At 69.4% G+C, this 20146-nt stretch carries 17 protein-coding genes; 13 read left to right on the forward strand and 4 right to left on the reverse strand.

Annotation, left to right across the window (positions count from 1 at the left end; all coding sequences use genetic code 11):
* Window positions 1-92: 92 nt before the first annotated feature.
* Window positions 93-659 carry a hypothetical protein gene (locus tag KAF39_RS09845; protein ID WP_210677089.1) on the reverse strand — a complete coding sequence of 189 codons (567 nt, stop codon included), beginning with the start codon at window positions 657-659 and terminating at the stop codon, window positions 93-95.
* A gap of 141 nt (window positions 660-800) precedes the next feature.
* Entirely contained in the window at window positions 801-2564 is a 1764-nt protein-coding gene (locus KAF39_RS16255; protein ID WP_210677090.1) for a DUF4012 domain-containing protein, read from the reverse strand.
* A 122-nt stretch (window positions 2565-2686) separates the two neighbouring features.
* Between KAF39_RS16255 and KAF39_RS09855 the strand changes: the two genes are divergently transcribed.
* The 5 genes from KAF39_RS09855 (at window position 2687) to KAF39_RS09875 (ending at window position 9921) form a co-directional block, all read left to right on the forward strand.
* Complete coding sequence (locus tag KAF39_RS09855) at window positions 2687-3760, forward strand: glycosyltransferase (RefSeq protein WP_210677091.1); 1074 nt, start codon at window positions 2687-2689, stop codon at window positions 3758-3760.
* Between the two features lie 101 nt (window positions 3761-3861).
* Entirely contained in the window at window positions 3862-6324 is a 2463-nt protein-coding gene (locus KAF39_RS09860; protein WP_210677092.1) for a VCBS repeat-containing protein, read from the forward strand.
* A gap of 47 nt (window positions 6325-6371) precedes the next feature.
* Window positions 6372-7295, forward strand: a complete 924-nt coding sequence (locus tag KAF39_RS09865; RefSeq protein ID WP_210677093.1) for an ABC transporter permease — start codon at window positions 6372-6374, stop codon at window positions 7293-7295.
* On the forward strand, window positions 7292-8029 hold the full coding sequence (locus KAF39_RS09870) for an ABC transporter ATP-binding protein (protein WP_210677094.1): 738 nt from the start codon (window positions 7292-7294) through the stop codon (window positions 8027-8029). Before KAF39_RS09865 ends, KAF39_RS09870 begins: the two co-directional genes overlap by 4 nt.
* Window positions 8026-9921, forward strand: coding sequence for a DUF6541 family protein (locus KAF39_RS09875; RefSeq protein WP_210677095.1), 1896 nt, complete (start codon window positions 8026-8028; stop codon window positions 9919-9921). The genes KAF39_RS09870 and KAF39_RS09875 overlap by 4 nt, the downstream gene beginning before the upstream one ends.
* Here the strand turns inward: KAF39_RS09875 and KAF39_RS09880 are convergent.
* Together KAF39_RS09880 and KAF39_RS09885 are read right to left on the reverse strand one after the other, a co-directional pair.
* Window positions 9905-10258 (reverse strand): DUF2304 domain-containing protein, encoded by a 354-nt coding sequence (locus KAF39_RS09880; RefSeq protein ID WP_246878277.1) that lies wholly within the window; start codon window positions 10256-10258, stop codon window positions 9905-9907. The genes KAF39_RS09875 and KAF39_RS09880 overlap by 17 nt on opposite strands.
* A 2-nt stretch (window positions 10259-10260) precedes the next feature.
* A complete protein-coding gene (locus tag KAF39_RS09885) occupies window positions 10261-10959 on the reverse strand; it encodes a glycosyltransferase family 2 protein (RefSeq protein WP_210677096.1) in 699 nt (232 codons plus the stop codon).
* A gap of 140 nt (window positions 10960-11099) precedes the next feature.
* On the opposite strand from KAF39_RS09885, the gene KAF39_RS09890 reads away from it, so the two are divergent.
* The 8 genes from KAF39_RS09890 to KAF39_RS09925 are packed head-to-tail and all read left to right on the forward strand — an operon-like array spanning window position 11100 to window position 20144.
* Window positions 11100-11711 carry an acyltransferase gene (locus tag KAF39_RS09890; RefSeq protein WP_307805171.1) on the forward strand — a complete coding sequence of 204 codons (612 nt, stop codon included), beginning with the start codon at window positions 11100-11102 and terminating at the stop codon, window positions 11709-11711.
* Window positions 11708-12805, forward strand: coding sequence for a DegT/DnrJ/EryC1/StrS aminotransferase family protein (locus KAF39_RS09895; RefSeq protein WP_210677097.1), 1098 nt, complete (start codon window positions 11708-11710; stop codon window positions 12803-12805). The genes KAF39_RS09890 and KAF39_RS09895 overlap by 4 nt, the downstream gene beginning before the upstream one ends.
* Window positions 12805-13791 carry a Gfo/Idh/MocA family protein gene (locus KAF39_RS09900; RefSeq protein WP_210677098.1) on the forward strand — a complete coding sequence of 329 codons (987 nt, stop codon included), beginning with the start codon at window positions 12805-12807 and terminating at the stop codon, window positions 13789-13791. The genes KAF39_RS09895 and KAF39_RS09900 overlap by 1 nt, the downstream gene beginning before the upstream one ends.
* A gap of 3 nt (window positions 13792-13794) precedes the next feature.
* Window positions 13795-14955 (forward strand): glycosyltransferase, encoded by a 1161-nt coding sequence (locus KAF39_RS09905; RefSeq protein ID WP_210677099.1) that lies wholly within the window; start codon window positions 13795-13797, stop codon window positions 14953-14955.
* Between the two features lie 48 nt (window positions 14956-15003).
* Window positions 15004-16785, forward strand: coding sequence for an ABC transporter ATP-binding protein (locus KAF39_RS09910; RefSeq protein ID WP_210677100.1), 1782 nt, complete (start codon window positions 15004-15006; stop codon window positions 16783-16785).
* Window positions 16782-17873 carry a glycosyltransferase gene (locus KAF39_RS09915; protein ID WP_210677101.1) on the forward strand — a complete coding sequence of 364 codons (1092 nt, stop codon included), beginning with the start codon at window positions 16782-16784 and terminating at the stop codon, window positions 17871-17873. The genes KAF39_RS09910 and KAF39_RS09915 overlap by 4 nt, the downstream gene beginning before the upstream one ends.
* Window positions 17866-19026 carry a glycosyltransferase gene (locus KAF39_RS09920; protein ID WP_210677102.1) on the forward strand — a complete coding sequence of 387 codons (1161 nt, stop codon included), beginning with the start codon at window positions 17866-17868 and terminating at the stop codon, window positions 19024-19026. The genes KAF39_RS09915 and KAF39_RS09920 overlap by 8 nt, the downstream gene beginning before the upstream one ends.
* Window positions 19023-20144 carry a glycosyltransferase gene (locus KAF39_RS09925; protein WP_246878613.1) on the forward strand — a complete coding sequence of 374 codons (1122 nt, stop codon included), beginning with the start codon at window positions 19023-19025 and terminating at the stop codon, window positions 20142-20144. Before KAF39_RS09920 ends, KAF39_RS09925 begins: the two co-directional genes overlap by 4 nt.
* Window positions 20145-20146: the final 2 nt, after the last annotated feature.

Below are 20146 nucleotides of genomic sequence, written 5' to 3' on the forward strand. Positions count from 1 at the left end.
ACGACGGTGATCGGAGGGGGAGGGATCACCGTCGTCCAGCCGGCCACCGCACGAGGCGGCAGCCTGGCTCAGGTGCGCGCACGGCGCGCGGGTCAGGCGCGCTTGCGGCGCGCGGCTCCGACGGTGACGAGGGCACCACCGGCGACGAGAGCGACTGCTCCACCGCCGATGACCCACGGCGAGACCGAGCCGCCGGTGAGGGCGAGCTCCGTGCCGCCCGTGAGCGGCAGCTCGGTGCCGGCGGCGGCAGCGGCCGCCGGGTCGTGGTCACAGCTCGAGGCTGCGGAGTTGCCGTGCGAGACGGTCACCGTGGCGGTGTACGGCCGCGACCCGTCGAAGGCGAGGGCGTAGGAGCCCTGCCCGTCGGAGGGCGGACGGAACGTGACCCGCAGGCTGCCGTCGGATGCGGCGGTGTTGCCCGAGATGGCGGCCTCGCCGGCGTTCTGCCCGGAGACCGACACACCGACGGTCTCCGAAGGCTCGAAGTACCCGGCGCCGAAGGAGACGGTCGAGACCTGGCAGGTGTCGATGATCGCGTCTCCCACCTTCGCGCCCGGAGGCGACGGGTAGGAGTCGCTCGGCGCCGCGGAGGCGACGGTCGGCGCGGCCAAGATGAGCGCGCCAGCGGTGAGGCTGATGGCAGCCAGTTTCTTCAGCATGATTTCTCCCCAGAATTTCACGCGGAATCGCCCCGGACACACCCCTGCGTCCGATTGCGGGAGGTCCTCTGCCCCCACGGCAGGTTCACGGACCTCGGTTATTCCCCAGTGAGACGACAGTACATCATCCGCCGGGGAATGTCACGAGCCGCACTGCAGGGTGTCGCGCGACACCTTCGGCGCGACGATCAGGGGCGTGTGCTGTACCTCGGTGAGTCGTTCCCCCGCGCCCTCGCCCTGGAACTCGACCGTGATCGTGGTCGACTCCCCGGGCGCGAGCAGCACCTCGTGCTGCACCACCGACCGATCATCGATGGTCGCCGTCTGGACGCCGTCCTCGGCGCCGTCGCGATCGATGTGCGACGGCGTCGCCCCCTGCGGGCCGTACACGGCGATGAGGGTCCGGACGCTGCCGGCCGGCACGCCGTAGACGCCGTCGGCGGTGACGTAGGGAGGAAGGGACGTCGCCGCATCGGCGGGGGCGGTGTTGGTCCATGTGACGCGCACCTGCGTCGTGGCTTCCCCGGCGCAGGTGCCCACCGCGGTCACGATCGAGGCGCGGGTGTAGTAGTCCATCTTCCCGCCCGTGCCGTCGTTCATCAGCACTCCGACGACGGGGGCGTCCGCGCCATCCTCCGGGATGGTGCCGCCCAGGTCGCTGGTGGCCAGGAGCGCCTCCTCCTCCTCGTGCGCGCTCCAGATGCGGATGCGTCCTTCTCCGGCGGCATCGGACAGGGCGCGCAGGAGCGCGGGCGGCTCCGCCCGGGAGAGCGCGGCGGCGAAGAGGCCGCCGGCCGCATCGGCGAAGATCTTGTCCTGGACCGCGGGGTCGGGGACGGCCGCGTAGATCTCGGACAGCAGGATGTCGGTCACCGTGTCGGCGGTCGCGGTGAACGGTCCGAACGAGAGGTCCCCGGTGGCGCGCATGAGATGCGAGGCGACCACCGCGTCCACGGCGATCACGCCGTCGATCTCGCCGCCGAAGCGGCCCTCCCAGCGCGCGGCGATGGTCGCGCCGGCCTCGCGGAAATCGGGGATGCTCGTGATGTTCTGCAGGTAGCGACCTGGGCGGTCCTCGAAGAGCGCGATCGTGCTGTCGCTGAGCGGGAGCGCCGTGTCCAGCGGCGGGAAGTCGCGCGTGGACGCCTGTCGTTGCAGGGTGACCCTCCCGTTCTCGGCGTGCAGGAGGGCGATGGATCCGATGATGCCGCCCGAGGAGCGCAGCTCCGCGTTGTTCTGCATCGCGAGCACGTACGAGCGCGGTCCCTCGCCGCCCAGCATGGTGGGAAGCAGCACCGACGCGCCGTGCAGTGCGCCCACCGCCGTCGCCGCCTGCGTGACGGAGCCGCGCATCTCGCGGATCGCGTCGGCCAGCGGGGGGAGGGTCGCGTCCGGGTCGATGCGTCGGGCCCGCTCCTCGGCGGAGTCCAGCGCGGCGCTCGCGGTCCCGAGCGGCTTCTCGACCGCGGCGAACGGGGCGAGGTCGATCGCTCCGCCGGAGAACCCGAGACTCGACAGGTCGACGTCGTCCGCGACAGCCAGCAGCGGATCGAGCGCATCAGTCGAGACGTCGTCCGCGATCACCGCGATCTCGCTCACGGCACGGAAGTTCGGTCCGATGAAGGGGAGGATGCCGAACGCCTGCCAGATCGGGTCTCCGGTCAGCGATCGGGCCGACTCCGCGTTCCGGGAGATGCGGTCGGCGATCGGTGCGGCCCCGTCCAGGTCGCCCTCCGCGATCGACTGCTTGAGCTGGCTGGTCGCTCGGGCGACCTGCTGCAGGTTGTCGACCGCTCCGATCCCGCGCACCGTCACCCACCCGACCGCCAGTACCAGCAGGGTGACGAGAAGGCCGATGGTCCACCCGATCCATCGGCGCCGGACGGGAAGTCGACCATCGCTCACCCTCGCATTCAAGCACGACGGGATCGTCGGGCGGGGTCCGGATGCTGTGGGAACGCTGTATACCGCCGCCCACGGGCGATCCGTTCCCGGGATGGCCCGCCTCCCGCGGTTAACCTGATCCCATGGGTGCTCGGCTGCGTGTGGTTCTGGATCAGCTCGTGCACGTCGTCGACCCCGACCAGGCCGCGGCCTCGCGGGATCTCGCAGCCGGTCTCATCCAGACGGCACCGCCGAACTGCGCGGTCGACGCGATCGTGCCCACCGGCGCGCAGGTCGCGCTCCGCGGCATCGGCGAGGTACGGACGCTGGCGGTCGGGCGACGCGAGCTCGCCGCCTCGTGGCAGCTCGGCATCGCGCCCGGCGTCGGGGGCGGCCTCATCCATGCGCCGACGCTGCTCGCCCCGCTGGTCCGCCACGATCGCGTGCACGACAACGACCAGACCACCGTCACGGTGTGGGATCTGCGGGCCTGGGAGGCCCCGTCCCAGCTGTCGCGCGGCACCGTCGCCTGGCGGCGCGGAATGCTCCGGCGTGCCGTGAAGCATGCGGACGCGGTCGTGGTGCCGTCCCATTCGATGGCGGAGCACCTGTCCGGGGTCGCCAAGCTCGGCGACCGCATCCGCGTCATCGCCGGCGCTCCTCCCGCGGACCTGGCCTCCGCCGCGGATGCCTCGTCCCGTCGCGACGCCCTCGACCTGCCCGCCGACTACCTCGTGCTGGCCGGCCCGGAGGACACGCTCGAGGCCGGCTTCCGCGGGGCGGTCGCCGCCGGCCTCGACGCCGTGGTGATCGGCGCGGAGGAGGGGACGGAGCCCCGGCTCGCCGAGATCGCGGCGGCGTCCGGGCTACCGGAGCGTCGCGCGCACATCCGCGGGGTGCTGGATGTGCGCGACCGCGCCGCGGCCCTGGGCGGCGCACGCGCGTTCGTGTCGACGGATCCGGTGACCGGATGGCCCTGGCGGGCCGTGGAGGCGATGGCGCTCGGCATCCCGGTCGTGGCGGTGGAGTCCGGCTGCCACCGCGACGTCATCGCGGACGGGGGCGTGGTCGTCGCCGCCGGAGACCTTCCGGAGGCCGTGGAGGATGCCGCCGGTGCGGGGGCCGATCGCCTGCGGGTGCTCGCGACCGACCGCTCACGGGCCTTCTCCTGGGCGAGTGCGGCGGAACGGGTGTGGAGCCTGCACGCGGACCTCTGATCACCTGAACGTCAGCTTCGCATCGACGCGACACGCCGGGCGCTGATCGCGTTTCCGGGGCAACAGTGGCATCATCCCGCAACTTCCGTCACACTGGTCACATGTCTCGACGTGCCCCACGCTCTCGAAACACCACGAAGGTCACCCGCCTTCTCACCTGTTTCCTCGCTGCCTCCGCCCTGGTGATCGGCACGGTGGTCCCCGCCTCCGCCGCTTCCGCCGCCGCGACCTCCGTCGCCCCGACCGTCGCGCGCACGGCTGCCGACCCTGCGCAGACAGGGCTGGCCCAGACCACCCTCGCGGGCTTCACGCCGGGCAACATCATCAGCGACGCCGTGTTCACCAACAAGAGCACGATGACCGAGGCGCAGATCCAGACGTTCTTCAACGGCAAGGTGTCGCGCTGCCTCGGCGGACGCGACGAGAACAACGAGCCGATCGTCTGTCTCAAGGACTTCCGCATGAACACGGTCACCCGCCCGGGCGACCAGTACTGCAGCGGCTACTCCGGTGCGGCGAACGAATCGGCCGCGCGGATCATCTACCGGGTGGCCCAGGCCTGCAACATCAACCCGCAGGTCCTGATCGTCATGCTCCAGAAGGAGCAGGGGCTCGTGACGCACACCTGGCCGAGCGCCTGGCGGTATCGGATCGCGCTCGGGCAGGGCTGCCCGGACACCGCCCCGTGCGACCCGAACTACATCGGCTTCTTCCACCAGATCTACGGTGCCGCGCGCCAGATGCAGATCTACATGGAGGGCAAGTGGTTCCAGTGGTACGCCCCCGGCCGCACCTGGAACATCCTCTACAACCCCAACAGCTCCTGCGGATCCTCGCCGGTCTACGTCGCGAACAAGGCCACCTCGGCGCTGTACTACTACACGCCCTACCAGCCGAATGCGGCAGCTCTGCGTGCCGGGTACGGAACGGGTGACGGGTGCTCCGCGTACGGCAACCGGAACTTCTACAACTACTTCACCGACTGGTTCGGATCCACCCAGAAGCCCACCGCTCCTGCCGGGACTCCACCCGTGTTCAGCGCCGTGAATTCGTCGTCCTACGTGGTCGCGACGGGAACGAACGGCACCGTCTGGGGATACCCGTTCGCCCGTGGCCTCTGGGGCAAGGCGGTCGCGCTCGCCGATGGGCAGACCGACATCGCCTCGGTGCACATGGTCGGTGACCTCGACGGTGACGGCAACCGGGACATGATCGCGGTCGGGAAGGACAAGAAGGTCTGGCGTCTGCTCGGCGTCGGGAATAACACGTTCCAGCAGCGCACGCAGGTGAACGTCGACTGGTCCGGCATGGTGATGGCCACGGCGGCGGGGGACTTCGACGGCGACGGCATCCCCGACATGTTCACGACGGACAAGTCCGGTGCGCTCCTGCTCTGGCGCGGTGACGATCGGGGAGGATTCCGTGCCCCGGTGACCGTCGGGTCAGGCTGGCAGTCCATGAACCTGATGAGTGGCGGGTTCGACTTCTCCGGTGACGGGCGTCCCGATCTCCTCGGGCGCGACACGTCGGGCCGTCTGACGCTGTTCGTCGGTGACGGCCGTGGAAAGTGGGAGCGTTCGGTGCGGATCGGCACCGGCTGGCAGAACATGCGCACACTCACGGTCGCCGGCGACTTCGACGGCGATGGCCGACCCGACCTTCTGGCCGCGGATGCCACCGGAGCCCTGTGGAAGTATGCGGGCGATGGACGCGGCAGCATCAAGGCCGGCGTGAAGGTGGGATCCGGATGGCAGTCCATGGCGTCGCTCGCCGGGGCCGGCCCTGTCGTCGCGAAGGCGCGCCCGCTCCCTCCCGGCATCGGCGACGTCGATGGTGACCGGCACTCCGACGTCGTGGCGACGGCCGCCGACGGTTCGGCCCTGCTGTACTCGGGGAACGGCCTCGGCGGATGGCTCGGATCCCGATCCGTCGCCTCCGGGTGGTCGGCGGAGGACCGAGCGATTCCGCTCGGCGACTTCACGGGTGACGGTACCAGGGACATCGGCCGGGTCGACGCGTCCGGGGCCTTCCAGCTGCACGCCAGCGTGGGGCGCGACGGAACGTCGCGCACGATCGGCCGCGGCTGGGCGAACCTCGATCTCCTGATCGGCAGCGTGGACTTCGACGGGGACCGCAACACCGATGTTCTCGCCAGGGACCGCGAGGGCAACCTCCTGCTCTACCCGGGCGACGGTAACGGCGGCTGGCGCGAGTCGAGCGTGGTCGGCAAGGGCTGGTCTGCGATGGACACGGCCTTCTATGCCGGTGATTTCGATGGGAACGGCGGCGGGGGAGACATCCTCGCACGTCGCACCGACGGCACCCTCTGGCTCTACAGCCTGACCGGCACCGGTTCTTGGGGCGACGCTCGCCAGATCGGCAAGGGCTGGGGAGGCATGGCCCAGATCATCTCCCCGGGCGACTTCGACGGCGATGGCAAGATGGACGTGCTCGCGCGGACGACCGCCGGTGAGCTTCTCCTCTACCGCGGTGACGGCCGGGGTGGTTGGCTCGGCTCCCGGGTGGTCGGCAAGGGGTGGGTCACAGTAGAACCCATCGGGTAGTGGCATAGACTGTTGGAGTCCTCGGCAGCACCCGCCGCCGTCGCCGAATGAGTGGGCCTGTGACCGATACCCGAGATCTTTTCGCCGCCGTACCGCGTTCCGCCTTCGACACTCCGGGCAAGAGCCGCGGGCTGATCGATGTCGTGCGCTGGCGGTATCTGCTGAACCTCCTCGTCCGAACGGGCGTCACGACGCGGTACCGGAACTCGGTGCTCGGATGGACGTGGTCCTACGTCCGTCCCGCGGCGCAGTTCCTGGTGTTCTGGATCGTCCTCGGGCTGTTCATGAATCTCGACAAGGGCATCCCGAACTACGCCGTTTACCTGTTCTCCGGCATCGTCGTGATCAATCTCTTCTCGGAGGGGTTCAAGAACGCGACCACGTCGATCGTCGGCAACGCGCCGCTGGTGCGGAAGGTCTTCCTGCCTCGTCAGCTCTTCGCGGTGTCGGCCGTGATCGTCGCGTTCGTGCACTTCCTGCCACAGGTCGGGCTCCTGCTCATCGTCTGCCTGTTGCTCGGCTGGATCACGCAGGTGTCCCTTCTCACGGTGCTGGCGATCGTGGCCGGCATGGTGATCGTGATGCTCTTCGCCCTCGGACTCGGTCTGTTCTTCGGCGCCATCAACGTGCGCTACCGCGATGCGGAGAACGTCGTCGAGCTCATGCTCCTGCTCGCCACATGGGCGTCGCCCGTCCTGTATTCCTGGGTCATGGTCCAGGACGCCGTGGTGGAGCGCCTGGGATGGCCGCAGTGGCTGCTCGAGGTCTACCTGCTGAATCCGATCACCCAGGCCGTGGAGCTCTTCCACTACGCCTTCTGGCGACCGGCGACCGCGCATTCCGCGATGGATCCGCTCCCGCCGGACCTGGCGTGGAACACGCTGTGGACCCTGCTCATCGCCGTGGGAACACTGCTCATCGGACAGCTCGTGTTCCGTCGCCTCGAGGGAAGGTTCGCGCAGGATCTATGAGTGCCCCCACCACGCTCCGTCCGAGCATCATCATCGACGGTGTCAAGAAGCGCTTCACGCTCAACCACGCGTTCTCGCTCAAGGACACCGTCGTGTCCTGGATCAAGCGCCGCAAGCTCACCAGTGAGTTCGAGGCGCTCAAGGGCGTCGACCTCGTGATCGGGGAGGGCGAGTCCGTCGCCATCCTCGGACTGAACGGCTCCGGCAAATCCACCCTCCTCAAGCTGATCTCCGGCGTCATGGAGCCCGACGACGGCGAGGTCCTGACCCGGGGCCGTGTCGCGGGCCTGATCGAGGTCGGTGCCGGGTTCCACCCGGAGCTCTCCGGGCGGGAGAACGTCTTCCTCAACGCCGCCATCCTCGGGATGAAGAAGCACGAGATCGAGGAGCGCTACGACGAGATCGTGGCGTTCAGCGAGATCGAGCAGTTCATCGACCAGGAGGTCAAGCACTACTCCTCGGGCATGTTCATGCGGCTCGCGTTCTCCGTGGCCATCCACGTCGAACTCGATGTGCTCCTCGTCGACGAGATCCTCTCCGTGGGCGACGCGCCCTTCCGGGAGAAGTGCCGGCTGAAGTTCGAGGAGCTCATCGCCGAAGGCAAGACCCTTGTCGTCGTCAGCCACGACATGGAGATGGTCCGGGAGCTGTGCACCCGCGGGATCGTGATCAACAAGGGTTCCGTCGTGTACGACGGTGAGATCGAGGGCGCGATCGCGCTGGTGGACAAGTGACCGCCTGGGTCGCGCAGGCGCCCGCGCTGCTGGTGGCGCTGGCATACCTGGTCGTCCCCGGTCTTCCCGCGGCCCTGTGTCTGCGTGGTGTGCGGAGCGTCGTGCGGCTGGCCGCCGCGGTCGGGGTGTCTCTCGGCATCGTCGCCGCGGCGTCCCTTCTGGCGCCGGTCGTCGGGCTGCGATGGGGCGTGCTCCCCGTCGTGGGTGTCGCGATCGTCGTGTCCATCGTCGCGGGTGCTCTTCGTCTGAGCGACCGGCGCCCGACTCCCGAGGCCATCGGCATCACCGCGCGGCGGTCGTGGGTCTGGGGCGGGCTCGCCGTCGCGTTCCTCGGATGGGTGGTGCTCCTGGTGCTGGGGATGCGCGACCCCGGCCATCCGTCTCAGCTGTACGACGGGCTGTTCCATCTCAACGCCGTGGAGTTCATCCTCGATGCCGGGGATGCGTCACCGCTCCACATGACCATGGTGACGCCGGGTGAGGCGACCAGCTTCTACCCGACGCTCTGGCACGCGCTCGTGAGTCTCCTCGTGCCGGTGTCCGGCGGAGTGGTGGCCGCCACCAACGTGGCGACGATCGCGGTGATCGCACTGATCTGGCCGGTCGCGCTGGCCGCGCTGACCACCGTGGTCTTCCCGGAGCGGCCGCTGGCCGCCGCCTGCGCGCCTGTCCTGGGATTCGCGTTCAGCGTCTTCCCTCTCGGATTCCTGAACTGGGGTGTGCTCTACCCCAACCTCATCGGCACGGTGCTGATCCCCATCCTGCTCGCCAGCGTCCTCCTCGCCTGTGCCCCCAGTCTGTCCTGGCAGCGCCGCACCCTGCGGGTTCTGGTGGCGCTGGCGGTCGCCGGAGGGACGGCGCTCGGGCATCCGTCCGCCCTCCTCGGCGGGGTCGCTCTGCTCGTGCCCTTCGCGGTGTGGCGCGCCTGGAGTGTGGCACGCCGCGGCACTGCCGCACGTGTCGTCGTGATCGCCCTCATCGGGCTGGCCCTGGCGGTGTTGCTGGCGGTCTGGTGGGCGGCCAACGTCACGACCCACGAGTGGCTTCCGACGCAGACGATCGCGCAGTCCGTGGGCGAGGTCGCCTTCCTCAGTCCCGTCGGGCGCAGCACGGGACTGCTCCTCGGCCCGCTCGTCGCGATCGGCGTCTGGCACCTCGTGAGGCGACGCGTCTGGTGGGTGCTGGGCTCGTATGCCGTCAGCATCGCCCTGTATCTCGCTGCGGCGTGGCTCCCGATCCTTGCGCTCCGGAGCTTCTTCGTCGGCGTCTGGTACGACGACACGACGCGCGTCGCCGCGCTGCTCGCGGTGTGGGGTCTGCCGCTGGCCGCGGTGGGTGCCTCCGTCGTCGGCGAATGGATCACGCAGCTGCACAGGGCTCGCCGCCGGGGAGTCCTGATCGCGGTCATCGCCCTGCTCGCGGTCACGGCGAGCAGTCACCTCCTCGCCGTGCGGAACGACCTGCGCTATCTGCGCGACGTGAGCTATCGCTTCGACGAGCAGTCGCAGGGCCTGTCGCCCGACGAAGCGGCGCTGTTCGAACGCGCCGAGAGCGAACTGGGCCCGGACAGTCTGGTGGTCGGCGATCCTCTCACGGGGGCCGGGCTGCTCTACGCGTACACCGGACACGATGTCGTCTTCCCGCATGTGACCGGCCGGTACGGGGCGGAGTCCGCGGTGTTGGCCCGCTCTCTCGTCACCGGCGATGCCGCCGTGTGTGACGCGATCGAGGACCTCGGAGTCACGCATGCCGTGGACTTCGGCGACACGGTGCTCTTCCAGAACCACTACACGACCTACGACGGTCTGCACGATCTCGACGAGTCGCCGATCCTCACCGAGGTGGATCGGGTCGGCGATGCCGTCCTCTACGAGATCACGGGTTGCGACTAGCGTCCTTCTCGTGCTCCTCCGCCTCGAGCAGCGCGATCTTGCGGGCGAGGAGCGTGAGCTGTCGCTGCAGTGCGATGTTGCGTCGGTACTGGGAATAGACGAAGGCCAGGAACATCACGATGAGGCCGTAGAGCACGAGATCCGTGCCGCGTCCGACGCCGACGAGGCCCGCGACGAAGCTCAGCCATTGGGGGAACAGCACCGACAGCACGGCCACCACCACGAACAGCCCCATGAGGAGGCGTCGGATCGCGAGATGGCTGTCGGCGCCGGTCCGGCGCATCATGAAGACGGCGAGGATGATGATCGCCGCGATGAGAAGGAACTGGATCCACATGATCAGCGCACCACCAGGTCGACGAGGATGTTCACGGAGTTGAGCACGCTCTGGCCCTTCGCCTTGGAGTAATCGGTGTAGAGGAGCTCCACCGGATACTCCTTCCAGGGGAGACCCGTCCGTCCCAGCTCGAGCACGATCTCGGTGGCGTGCGCCATGCGGTCCTGCTGGAGGGTGATGCCGGCCGCCGCATCGCGGCGGATCACGCGCAGACCGTTGTGCGCATCGGTGAGCTTGAGGCTCGTGGTCAGGTTCGTCACCCACACGGCGGTCTTGAGGATGACCTTCTTGATCCACCCCGGGTTGGTGCGGTCGTCGAGGAAGCGCGATCCGAAGACGATCGCGACATCCTCTTCCCTCGCGAGTCGGAGCATGCCGACCGCGTCCTCCACACGGTGTTGTCCATCGGCATCGAACGTGACGATGTAGTCGCAGTCGGGGTGCGCGAGCGCGAAGTCGATTCCCGTCTGGAGCGCCGCCCCCTGCCCGAGATTCACGGGATGCTGCACCAGGATCGCGCCGGCGGCCGCCGCTTCCGCAGCCGAGCCGTCGGTCGAGCCGTCGTCGACGCAGACGACGTTCTCGAAGTGCGGCTTGAGGCCCTCGATCACGCCACCGATGACGCTTGCTTCGTTGTAGAGCGGGATGACGACCCACGCACGGGGGTCGGCGGGGGAGGGCGCGGGGACGCTCGAGGACATGGCTCTATTGTGTCAGGTGTCGATTCACTCCCCGTGCAGGGGGCGCTGGTGCGCGTTCGCGGCGCGCGTCGAGGTTCGCGGAGCGACGCCAAGTAGAATCTGGTCAGTGCTGCCCGATCGCGCAGCGTGCAAGGAGTCCCGTGACTGAAACCCCCCGAGTGCGGATCGTCGATTCCGCCGACGTGTCCGCCGACGCCCTCATCGGCGACGGCTCCTCCATCTGGCACCTCGCCCAGGTCCGTGAGCAGGCACGCCTCGGCGAGAACTGCATCGTCGGCCGTGGCGCGTACATCGGGACCGGCGTGGAGATGGGCGACAACTGCAAGGTGCAGAACTACGCTCTCGTCTACGAGCCGGCCAAGCTCGGCGACGGCGTGTTCATCGGCCCGGCCGTCGTGCTCACCAACGACACGTATCCCCGAGCCATCAACGCGGACGGCAGCCTGAAGAGCGCCCATGACTGGGAGCCCGTCGGGGTCACCATCGAGCGCGGCGCGTCGATCGGCGCCCGCGCCACCTGCGTCGCGCCGGTCACGATCGGTGCCTGGGCGACGGTGGCGGCCGGCGCGGTCGTCGTCAAGGACGTCCCGGCGCACGCGCTCGTCGCCGGCGTTCCCGCCCGCCGGATCGGCTGGGTCGGCGAGGCCGGCGTCCCGCTGACCCGCGGCGACGACGAGCACACCTGGGTGTGCCCCGCGACCGGGGCGCGCTTCATCGAGACCGACGGAACACTGAGCAAGGAGACCGTGTGAGCGAGTTCATTCCCCCCGCCAAGCCCCTGATCGGCGACGAGGAGCGGGAGGCCGTCGACCGCGTCCTGCGCAGCGGCATGGTGGCCCAGGGCCCCGAGGTCGCCGCTTTCGAGCAGGAGTTCTCCGCGCACTTCGTGCCCGGTCGTCCCTCGGTCGCCGTCAACTCCGGGACGGCGGGTCTGCACCTCGGCCTCCTCGCCGCCGGCGTGGGCCCCGGCGACGAGGTCATCGTGCCGTCGTTCACGTTCGCCGCGACCGGCAACTCGGTCGCGCTCACCGGGGGCACTCCGGTTTTCGTCGACATCGAACCCGACACCTTCTCCCTGGACCCGGAGGCCGTCGCCGCGGCGATCACGCCGAAGACCAAGGGCATCCTCCCCGTGCACCTCTACGGCCACCCGGCGCGCATGCGCGAGCTCGAGGCGCTGGCCGCCGAGCGCGGCGTGGCCCTGTACGAGGACGCGGCGCAGGCGCACGGCGCCGCGCTGGACGGCCGCCCCGTCGGCTCGTTCGGCGAGTTCGCCATGTTCAGCCTCTACCCGACGAAGAACATGACCAGCGGCGAGGGCGGCATGGTCACCACGGCCACCGACGAGATCGCCCGTCGCGTCAAGCTGCTGCGCAACCAGGGCATGGAGCGGCAGTACGAGAACGAGATCGTGGGCTTCAACGCCCGCATGACCGACATCCACGCCGCGATCGGCCGTGTGCAGCTGACCAAGGTCGATGCCTGGACGAAGACCAGGCAGGAGAACGCCGCCTTCCTCGACGCGAACCTGCAGGGTGTCGTCGTCCCGCCCGTCGCCGACGGCGCCGTGCACGTGTACCACCAGTACACGATCCGCGTCCCCGAGGACCGGGACGGCTTCGTGGCCGCGCTGAAGAGCGAGCACAACGTGGGCGCGGGCGTGTACTACCCGATCCCCAACCACCGCCTGCCGTCGCTCGCGCACTTCGCTCCCGGGCTCGACCTGCCGGAGACCGAGCGCGCCGCCCGCGAGGTCGCCTCGCTGCCGGTGCACCCGTCGCTCAGCCGGGACGACCTCGAGCGCATCGTCGCCGCGGTGAACGCCGTCGCGAAGGCGGGTGCCTGATGGCGGACCTGCGCGCCGGACTCCTCGGCGTCGGGATGATGGGCCGTCACCACGCCCGCGTCCTGCGCGAGCTGGACGGCGTCGAGCTCGTCGCCATCGCCGATCCCGGGGGAGACCCGCACGGCGTGGCCGGTGACCTCGAGATCCTCCCCGACATCGATGCTCTCATCGACGCGGGCATTGACCTCGCTGTCGTCGCGGTTCCCACGCGGTTCCATGAGGACGCGGCGCTCAAACTCGCCGCCGCCGGAGTCCACACCCTCGTCGAGAAGCCGATCGCCCACAGCGTCGAAGCCGGGCAGCGCATGGTCGAGGCCTTCGCGTCAGCGGGACTCATCGGCGCGGTGGGCCACATCGAGCGCTTCAACCCCGCTGTCCAGGAGCTGCGTCGTCGGATCGAAGCCGGTGATCTCGGTGCGGTGTACCAGGTCGTGACGCGGCGTCAGGGGCCGTTCCCGTCGCGCATCGCCGATGTGGGCGTGGCGAAGGACCTCGCCTCGCACGACGTCGACCTCACGGCGTGGGTCGTGCAGAGCGACTACGAGCGCGTGTTCGCCCAGACCGCGTTCAAGAGCGGGCGTGAGCACGAGGACATGATCACGATCACGGGTCGGACCACCAACGGCGTGATCGTCAACAACATCGTCAACTGGCTGAGCCCGATGAAGGAGCGGCTCACGGTCGTCACGGGGGAGAAGGGGGCGTTCCTCGCCGACACCTCCACCGGCGACCTGACCTTCTACGCCAACGGCACGATCCCCCTGGAATGGGAATCCGTGTCCTCTTTCCGCGGGGTCTCCGAAGGAGACGTCACGCGCTACGCGTTCGCCAAGCGCGAGCCGCTGCGCGTCGAGCATGAGGCCTTCCGCGATGCTGTGCTCGGGCACCAGACCGACGTCGTCACGATGGAGCAGGGACTGCGCACGCTCGCCGTGGTCGAGGCGGCGCTGGAGTCGTCTCGGACCGGCGCGGCGGTCGCACTCTAGGTGATGCGCCTCTCGATCGTCAGCCGCATCTTCGCACCGGAGCCGAGCGCCGCCTCGTTCCGGCTGCGTGCCGTCGCGGATGCCGCTGTCGGTGAGGGCCACGCGGTCGACGTGGTCACGTCGCGGGCGCCGTCGACCCTCGAGGGTGCGCCGGACGGTGTCGACCCTCGCGTCCGTGTCCGCCGCGCCCGCGTGCTGAGAGACCGCTCCGGGTACGTGCGCGGCTACCTCCAGTACCTCAGCTTCGACGTGCCGCTTGCCTTCCGCATGCTGCGGGGGCCGAGACCCGACGTGGTCCTCGTCGAACCGCCGCCCACCACCGGCACGGTCATGCGGATCGTGTGCGCGGTGCTTCGTCGCCCGTATGTGTACTACGCGGCGGACATCTGGTCGGACGCGGCCGGTCTGACCGGCGCGTCGCGACCCGTCGTCGCGGTCGTGCGCGCGATGGAGAGGTTCTGTCTTCGTGGGGCGCGTCGCGTCCTCGCCGTGAGCGACGGTGTCGCCGCGCGCCTGCGGGAACTGGGCGTGGAACGGATAGAGACGATCGGCAACGGCACCGATCTCAGCGACTTCGCGGTCGACGGACCGGACATGGGCGCGCCCGGGCCCTACTTCGTGTACACCGGTACGGCATCCGAGGTGCACGGCGCGGTGGTCTTCGCGGAGGCGTTCGCCGCCGTGTACCGAGACCACCCCGACGCCCGCATCGTCTTCATCGGTCAGGGGACGGATTGGCCCGTCATCACCGAGATCGCGGGCGGTCTGCCGTCCGGTGTGATGTCGGTTCTCCCGCGCACGGAGCCGAGCGAGATCGCACGATGGCTGCGGGGCGCGACGGCGGCCCTCGCCTCGGTCGCGCCGGGAAAAGGGTACGACTTCGCATTCCCGACCAAGATGTACGCGGCCCTGGCCTGCGGTACTCCGGTGCTCTACGCGGGCGTCGGGCCAGGGCGGGACTTCGTTCAAGCCACCGGGCAGGGGCTCGCCGCCGCCTACGGTGTCGAGGAGGTGGCGGCCGCGATGCGGCGGTTCCTGTCCCTCCCGGTCCGGACGGCAGAGGAACGCCACGCGGCGGCGCGGACGGCCAGGGAGGTCGCGGACATCGACGCCGTCGCGACACGGGCTGTCCGGGTGCTGGAGTCGGCGGCAGGGAAACGTTGAGGTTGATGTGATGAGGTATCCGGTGGTTCTGATCTCGGCGGGAGCAGCATGAAGCTCATATGGAAGACCTTGCGGTCGATCGTGCCGTTGCTGCCCGCACGCGCGCGACGGTTCCTCTGGATGTATGTGGTGTCGACGAGCGCCCTGGCGATCCTCGATGTCGCCGCGCTGATGCTGCTGGCGGTCTCCGTGACCTCCATGGTCCAGATGGAGGACGTGAATCTGCCGGTGATCGGCACGATCACCAGTGACGGCTACATCTGGATCATCGCGACCGTCGCGATCCTCATCATCACCAAGTCGGCGCTGGCGGTGACGCTCCAATGGTTCGCGACTCGACGGTTCGCGACGTTCGAGCTGGAGATCGGTGACCGCCTGTTCGATGCCTACATCCGGGCGCCGTGGACCGAGCGACTCCAGCGCAACACCTCGCAGCTCGTGCGCCTGGCGGACGTGGGAATCGCCAACGTCACCTCCGGCTTCCTGCTTCCCGTGCTCGGACTGCCGCAGCTGCTGTGCACGTCGGCCGCCGTCATCGTCGTGCTCGTCGTGGCGAACCCCGTGACAGCGGTCGTGACGATGGTGTACCTCGGCTTCATCGCGCTGATCCTGTACTTCTGGATGTCGCGCAAGTCGGTGGAAGCCGGCCGGGTGAACCGCGACTACTCCTTCCGTGTCGCCTCCCTGATGACCGACATGGTCGCGGCTCTCAAGGAGATCACCCTGCGCAACATGGCGCCGGACGTGGCGAAGGTCGTGCATGACAACCGCATCCACACCACGCGCGCCCGAGCGAACCTCGGCTTCCTCGGCGCCTTCCCCCGGTTCGTGCTGGATGCCGCCCTGATCGGTGGCTTCCTCCTCGTGGGCGGCGTCGCCTTCATCGGTGGCGGTGCGGCTCAGGCGATCTCAGCGGTCGCCGTCTTCGCGGTCGCGGGATTCCGTCTCGTCCCGTCGCTCACCGGTTTCCAGGCCGTGCTCACCCAGGCCACGTCGAACGTCCCGCACGTCACCGCTGTCATCAGCGACATCGAGGCGGCGGAGGGGTACCTCGAGCGCGCAGAGCGGATCGGCCATGATCCCTTGGCGGCCGATCCCCGGCAGCTCGTGCTGCAGGGCGTGGCGTTCACGTACCCCGGCAGTGAGCATCCCGCGCTGAGCGGGGTCGATCTCACTCTCCCGATCGGCAGCACGCTGGCGCTCGTCGGTTCCTCGGGTGCGGGCAAGTCGACCCTCGTCGACCTCATCCTCGGCCTGCTGGAGCCGACCGAGGGCACCGTCCGCCTCGACGAGCAGAACCTGCATGACGTGATGGCGGCGTGGCGGTCGAAGGTGGGCTATGTGCCTCAGGACGTCGCGCTGTTCGATGGGACGATCGCCCAGAACGTCGCGCTGTCCTGGACGACGGAGCTCGACCGGGATCGCGTCGAGACGGCGCTGCGCCGAGCCCAGCTGTGGGACATCGTGAGCAAGCGCCCCGGTGGCATGGACGGCCGCGTCGGTGACCGCGGAATGTCGCTCTCGGGAGGGCAGCGTCAGCGACTCGGAATCGCTCGTGCCCTGTACAGCGATCCGCTGGTGCTGGTGCTGGACGAGGCGACGAGCGCGCTCGACACGAAGACGGAGGCTGACGTGACATCGGCGATCCAGGAGCTTCGCGGGGACGTGACGCTCATCTCCGTCGCCCACCGGCTGGCCACGGTCCGCGACCACGATCAGATCTGCTTCATGCGCGACGGGGGGATCGTCGCGAGCGGGACCTTCGACGAGGTCGTCGCCGGCGTCCCCGAGTTCGCTGTGCAGGCGCGCCTGGCGGGGCTCGTCCGTTGACCACACCGCTTCTGGAGGTCGTCATCGCGGTGCACGCCGTCACCCGTCCGATCGATCGAGCGGTGTCTTCGCTGCTGAGCGGCGAGCCGGCGTCCGGAGTGCGCGTGACGGTCGTGTGTCATGGCATCGACGCCTCCGAGATCGCGGCCGTCGTCGGTCGGCCGGAGAGCGCGTCGCTCCGATACGTCGAGTACCGCGACGGCGTGCCGAGCCCGGCGGGTCCGTTCAACCACGGCCTGCGGTCGGCGGAGGGGCAGTACGTGGCCATCATGGGTTCGGACGACTATGTCGAGCCCGGAGCGGTGCGCGCATGGACGGACGCGCTCCGGTCGCGTCGTCCGGACGTCGCGTTGATGCGCCTGCGCCGTCAGGGCGGTCCCGTGCTGGCCAGCCCCCTCACACGGATCGGGCGCACTCGTCGACTCGACGCCGTGAAGGACCGCCTGTTCTATCGGACCGCTCCTCTCGCGTTGATCCGGCGTGACCTGCTGACGGATCGCGCGCTCTCCCTCACCGAGGGACTGCGGACCGGTGACGACATGGCGATGTCCGCACGGCTCTGGACGGAGGCACCCCGGGTCGACCTCCTCCACGACGCGCCGTGCTACGTGATCGGGGCCGACGCGGGTGATCGCATCACGGAGGCGTCCATGACGGTGGCGGAACAGCTGCGGGCTGTGGAGCTGCTGGTGGGCGACGGTTGGTGGCGCGCGCTCGCTCCTCGTGTACGGACGTCGCTGGGTGTGAAGCTGCTGCGCGTGCACGTGCTGGACGCGCTCCTCGGTCGTCCCTCGGTCGACGCATGGGCGCCCCGCGAGCGGGCCGACCTCGCGCGGGTCGTCCGAGCAGTCCTCGCCGATGCCCCGGCCGCTGTGGAGCCGCTCTCCCGTGCGGACCGCGTACTGATCGAGACCGCGTCCGGCGAACCCCCTGCGGAAGAGCTCGTGGCCGCCATCGCGCGGCGGAAGAACGCCGGCCGGCTCGACACGATCCTTCCGCGGCGCCTCAGGAGGATGTTCGACAGGGAGAGCACGCTGGTTCGCTTCGTGCTCTATCGGGTGAGAAGAGGAGGAGCCGAGCGTGGCTGATTCGATCCGAGGGCAGGACGACCGTCCCTGCGTGCTGGTGCTGTCGTTCTCCCCGATCCGGCGAGACGCGCGCGTGCTCAAGCAGGTCCGTCTGCTCGAGAAGGACTACCGCGTCGTCACGTGCGGCTACGAGGGGGCGCCGAGCGACGAGGCCGAGCACATCGAGATCCCCGCAGAGGCCCGCGTGGACAACCCGTACGGCAGATTCGTGTCTCTCCGCCAGTACTCCCTCGCGTACTGGCGTCTGTCCGGTGTGGAGTGGTCCCGGCGGGCTCTCGCCGCGCGCCGATTCGATCTGATCATCGCCAACGATGTGCAGGCTGTGCCGCTCGCGCTCTCCCTGAAGCCGGGGGACGGAGTGGTCGCCGATCTGCACGAGTACTGGCCGCGTCTGCACGAGGAGAACCCGGCGTGGATGCGCTGGATATCGCCCTACTACCGCTGGATGTGCCGCCGCTACGTGCGTCGCGCATCGGCCGTCACGACCGTCAGTGCTGGGCTGGCACGCGAGTACGAGCGGGAGTTCGGTTTCGTCGCCGAGGTGGTCACCAACGCCACCCCCTATGCCGAGCTCGTGCCGTCGGATGTGCGTGCCCCGTTGCGCCTCGTGCACAGCGGTGCGGGCCTGCGCAATCGCGACATCGGGTTGATGGTCGAGGCCGTGCAGCGGACCTCCGCTGACGTGACGCTCGATCTGTACCTCACGCCGAACCATCCCGACTACCTGGAGGAGTTGCGGGTGCGCGCCGGGGAGTCCGACCGCGTGCGGCTCCGGGAGGCCGTTCCCTACGACCGTCTCGTCTCCACCTTGAACGAGTACGACGTCGGCATCTTCGTCCTCCCGCCCGTGAACTTCAGCTATGCGCACGCGCTGCCCAACAAGTTCTTCGACTTCGTGCAGGCACGCCTGGGCGTGATCGTCGGGCCGTCGCCCGAGCTCGGGCCGTACGTGGAGGAATACGGGCTTGGCCGCGTCACGACGGGCTGGGACGTCGACGCGTTGACCGCGGCGATCGAAGGGCTGGCGGAGGACGATGTGCGCGCCTTCAAGGCGGGGGCCGCGCGGGCAGCGCACGCCCTGTCCGCCGAGGAGGCCGTGGGCCCGTGGGCCGATGCGGTTCGGCGTCTCACGGGGAAGGGCGGGTGGCGATGAAGACCCTGCTGATCCTCTCCTTCTCCGACATCTCCGCGGACGCGAGGGTGCTCAAGCAGGTCACGGCGTTCCGCGACCGCTACGAGGTGACGACCTGCGGGTACGGTCCGGCACCGGAGGGCGTCGCCCATCACGTGCAGCTGCCGTCGACCGAGGAGGTGTGGCGATACTCCCGGCGCCTGCTCCTGCTCCGGCAGTACGCGCGTGCCTACCGGGAGAACGGGGCGATCCGCGCCGCGACGGAGGCGCTCGCCGACAGGCGTTTCGACGTGATCCTCGCGAACGACGTCGATGCGGTGCCTCTCGCCCTGAGCCTGCGACCGCGGGCGGGCGTCCATGCCGACCTGCACGAGTTCGCGCCGGCGCAGAAGAGCGAACTGCTGCGGTGGCGTCTGTTCGTCTCCCCGTTCATGGCATGGCTGTGTCGCACCGCGGTCACGCGCGCCTCGAGCGTGAGCACGGTCGCCCACGGGATCGCCCGCGAGTACCGGCGCCGCTTCGGCATCACCGCGAGCGTGGTCACCAACGCCACGCCGTACGTCGACCTCGAGCCGACGGCGGTGCACGATCCCCTCGCGCTCGTGCACAGCGGCGCCTGCTTCCGCAACCGTCATCTGGGCATCATGCTCGACGCGGTGGAGAAGGCACGGACGCCGGTCACCCTCGACCTGTACCTCACTCCGAACGACCCCGCCTACCTCGCCGAGCTCCGGCAGCGGGCGCAGGGACTGCCCGGCGTCCGTGTGCACGACCCGGTCCCGTACCCGCAGCTGGTCGCCACGCTGCACGACTACGATCTCGGCGTCTTCATCCTTCCGCCGGTGAACGCCAACTACCGGTGGGCGCTGCCGAACAAGCTGTTCGACTTCATCCAGGCTCGACTCGGCGTCGTGGTGGGGCCGAGCGCCGAGATGGCGGAGCTCGTGCGCGCCGAGGGCTTCGGGCTGGTGACGCCGGACTTCGGCGGCGACAGTCTCGCCCGTATCCTCGATGGGCTGACGCCCGAGCGGGTCGCTGCTCTGAAGCAGCGATCGAACGAGGTGGCTCGGCCGTTGTCGAGCGAGACACAGCTCGCGGGCTGGGGCGCCGCCGTCGATCGCCTCGTTCGGAACGAATGAGA

It is taken from the genome of Microbacterium sp. BLY (genome assembly GCF_017939615.1).
Lineage (GTDB): Bacteria > Actinomycetota > Actinomycetes > Actinomycetales > Microbacteriaceae > Microbacterium.

Bases quoted from the DNA above. Each gene is read 5' to 3' on its own strand.
- KAF39_RS09845 (WP_210677089.1), bottom strand. From the start codon at position 659: ATGCTGAAGAAACTGGCTGCCATCAGCCTCACCGCTGGCGCGCTCATC.
- KAF39_RS09855 (WP_210677091.1), top strand. From the start codon at position 2,687: ATGGGTGCTCGGCTGCGTGTGGTTCTGGATCAGCTCGTGCACGTCGTC.
- KAF39_RS09865 (WP_210677093.1), top strand. From the start codon at position 6,372: ATGAGTGGGCCTGTGACCGATACCCGAGATCTTTTCGCCGCCGTACCG.
- KAF39_RS09910 (WP_210677100.1), top strand. From the start codon at position 15,004: ATGAAGCTCATATGGAAGACCTTGCGGTCGATCGTGCCGTTGCTGCCC.
- KAF39_RS09860 (WP_210677092.1), top strand. From the start codon at position 3,862: ATGTCTCGACGTGCCCCACGCTCTCGAAACACCACGAAGGTCACCCGC.
- KAF39_RS09900 (WP_210677098.1), top strand. From the start codon at position 12,805: ATGGCGGACCTGCGCGCCGGACTCCTCGGCGTCGGGATGATGGGCCGT.
- KAF39_RS09925 (WP_246878613.1), top strand. From the start codon at position 19,023: ATGAAGACCCTGCTGATCCTCTCCTTCTCCGACATCTCCGCGGACGCG.
- KAF39_RS09905 (WP_210677099.1), top strand. From the start codon at position 13,795: ATGCGCCTCTCGATCGTCAGCCGCATCTTCGCACCGGAGCCGAGCGCC.
- KAF39_RS09885 (WP_210677096.1), bottom strand. From the start codon at position 10,959: ATGTCCTCGAGCGTCCCCGCGCCCTCCCCCGCCGACCCCCGTGCGTGG.
- KAF39_RS09880 (WP_246878277.1), bottom strand. From the start codon at position 10,258: ATGTGGATCCAGTTCCTTCTCATCGCGGCGATCATCATCCTCGCCGTC.
- KAF39_RS09870 (WP_210677094.1), top strand. From the start codon at position 7,292: ATGAGTGCCCCCACCACGCTCCGTCCGAGCATCATCATCGACGGTGTC.